The organism is Actinoallomurus acaciae, assembly GCF_042429965.1.
Lineage (GTDB): Bacteria > Actinomycetota > Actinomycetes > Streptosporangiales > Streptosporangiaceae > Actinoallomurus > Actinoallomurus acaciae.
The window spans coordinates 1-2,437 of record NZ_JBHLZP010000831.1 but is presented as its reverse complement, the minus strand read 5'-3'; the positions used below and the strand labels follow the sequence as shown (position 1 = coordinate 2,437).

Below are 2,437 nucleotides of genomic sequence, written 5' to 3'. Positions count from 1 at the left end.
CCGCCCGGGCGGCCCACTTCCGCCCGCTGTTCGAGGCGGCTCCCCGCGACGCCGCGAGCTGGCGCCGGCTGCTCGACGGCGACGGGCTCGATCCCGCCGACGCCCGGGCGCTCATCGTCCGCCGCGAGTTCGACGACGGCCGGGTCTGGGGCACGACCTCGATCTCGCTGACCACGCTCGGCGTGGACGCGATGACCGGCTACGACTTCACCGCGGCTCCGGGCGATCCCGCGGCCTGGCGGCCCGTCCCGCTGCCCTGACCCCGCACGGCTACCTCGTCGCGTCGGCGGCCGTCCAGCCGCGGGCGAGGAACGCGAAGGCGTCCGGCAGCACGCTCCGCACGTAGTCCCAGTCGTGCCCGCCGGGCCGTTCGACGAACGTCGCCGGCACCCCGGCGTCGTCCAGCAGCTTCTTGAAGCGCTGCGGCTCGCCGTCGACCACCGGGTTCGTCTCGTCCTCGGCGGCGGAGAGGAAGACGCGGACCCGGCGGGCGGAGGCGATGTGCTCGTCCGGCCGGTTCGCCGCGATCAGGTCGGGCCGGTCGGCGAACATGTGCGAGGGGTCATCGACGTGGAAGTAGCCGGAGATCGAGGCGACCGCGCCGAAGACGTCGGGGTGGCGGAGGGCGAGGTTCATCGAGCCGTAGCCGCCCATCGAAAAGCCGGCGATCGCCCGGTGCGCCGCGTCGCGCCGATGCGCGCCCTCGACCGCCGGGACGACCTCGTCGAGGACGCGGTCCTCGATCCGGTCCGACCCGTCGGCCGCGTTCGCCCACTCGGTGTCGTCGTGGTGGCTGCCGTTGCCGTCGGGGACCGCGAGCACGAAGGGCGTGCCGCCGTGCGCGATGTAGGACCGGACCTGGTCGGCCAGCCCCTCGTACCGCACGATCGTCTCCGGGTCGCTCGGCACGCCGTGCAGGAAGTACAGCACCGGGAGCGTCCGCGTCTCCGGCACGTCCGGGCGCCAGACGTACACCCCGTAGGACTTGTGGTCGGCGGGGTCGGTGATGTCGATCCGGCTGAGCCCCGGCCGGGCCGGCGACGGCGTGTCGGTCTCGCGCACTCCGCGGGTGTCGGCCGAAGACCCGTGATGTGCGCCGACGTTGACCGAGGCGTAGGCCGTGCCGAGGGCGAGGACCAGTGTTCCCGCCCACAGCGAAAGGCCGGCGAGGCGCCGGCCACGATGATGGGACTTGCGGTGTTTCGACACGATGCAGGCGGAATCCCGGCGATCAGTCATGACGGGGGGCAGAGCGGCACCAGATTCGCACACTCACGCGGGGCCGGTCGGCCGCCGCCACTCACCAGGACAAATCTTTACCCGCGCCGATCCCCCTGCTCCGCCACCGTCCGTCGCGGATAGGCTGCGGGGTATGCGATCGTGGCCTGCCCCCGAGGTCCCCAGCCTGGCCGGACACGGCCTGCCGCTCGCGGAGCCTCCGCTGAAACTGCACGACTCGGCCGCGGGCGCGCTGCGCCCGATCACTCCGGGCCCGGTCGCCCGGATGTACGTGTGCGGCATCACCCCCTATGACGCCACCCATCTCGGGCATGCCGCCACCTATCTCGCCTTCGACCTGGTCAACCGGGTCTGGCGTGACGCGGGCCATGAGGTGCACTACGTGCAGAACACCACCGACGTCGATGATCCTCTGCTGGAACGCGCCAACGAGACCGGCGACGACTGGCGCGCCCTGGCCGCGCGGGAGATCGACCTCTACCGCGACGACATGACCGCGCTGCGCGTTGTGCCGCCGCGCGAGTACGCGGGCGCGGTCGAGTCGATCCCGCTGATCATCGAGTTCATCGAACGGCTGCGCTCGCGCGGCGCCGCGTACGACCTCGACGGCGACCTGTACTTTCCGATCTCGGTCGATCCGGAGTTCGGCTCGGTCAGCGGCCTGAGCACGGCGGACATGCTGCCGCTGTTCGCCGAACGTGGCGGCGATCCCGACCGCAAGGGCAAGAAGGACCCCCTCGACGCGCTGCTGTGGCAGGCCGCGCGGCCGGGCGAGCCGTCCTGGGACTCGCCGTTCGGCCCGGGCCGTCCGGGCTGGCACGTGGAGTGCTCCGCCATCTCGGTGCACAACCTCGGCATGTCCTTCGACGTCGAGGGCGGCGGCTCCGACCTCGTCTTCCCGCACCACGAGATGAGCGCCTCCCACGCCGAGATCGCCACCGGCGAGCGCCCGCACGCCAAGGCGTACGTCCACGCGGGCATGGTGGGCCTCGACGGCGAGAAGATGTCCAAGTCGCGGGGGAACCTGGTGTTCGTCTCGGGCCTGCGCCGGGACGGCGCCGACCCGATGGCGATCCGGCTGGCGCTGCTGGCGCACCACTACCGGTCCGACTGGGGGTGGACCGCCGACGACCTGACCGCCGCCGAGGCCCGCCTGGCGCGCTGGCGCGAGGCGGCCCGGCTCGCCGGCTGCGAGGTC

At 72.8% G+C, this 2,437-nt stretch carries 2 protein-coding genes and 1 pseudogene; 2 read left to right on the top strand and 1 reads right to left on the bottom strand.

The window, feature by feature from the left end:
- Nucleotides 1-260, top strand: a pseudogene (locus ACFFNX_RS47670) (NRDE family protein); the annotation flags it as partial.
- A 10-nt stretch (nucleotides 261-270) separates the two neighbouring features.
- Here the strand turns inward: ACFFNX_RS47670 and ACFFNX_RS47665 are convergent.
- A complete protein-coding gene (locus ACFFNX_RS47665; RefSeq protein WP_378213041.1) occupies nucleotides 271-1,239 on the bottom strand; it encodes an alpha/beta hydrolase in 969 nt (322 codons plus the stop codon).
- Nucleotides 1,240-1,372: 133 nt separating this feature from the next.
- On the opposite strand from ACFFNX_RS47665, the gene mshC reads away from it, so the two are divergent.
- A partial coding sequence (mshC, locus tag ACFFNX_RS47660; protein ID WP_378213040.1) for a cysteine--1-D-myo-inosityl 2-amino-2-deoxy-alpha-D-glucopyranoside ligase occupies nucleotides 1,373-2,437 on the top strand: 1,065 nt, incomplete at its 3' end.

Excerpts from the sequence above, each read along its gene's own strand:
- ACFFNX_RS47665 (WP_378213041.1), bottom strand. The coding sequence starts at position 1,239 with ATGACTGATCGCCGGGATTCCGCCTGCATCGTGTCGAAACACCGCAAG.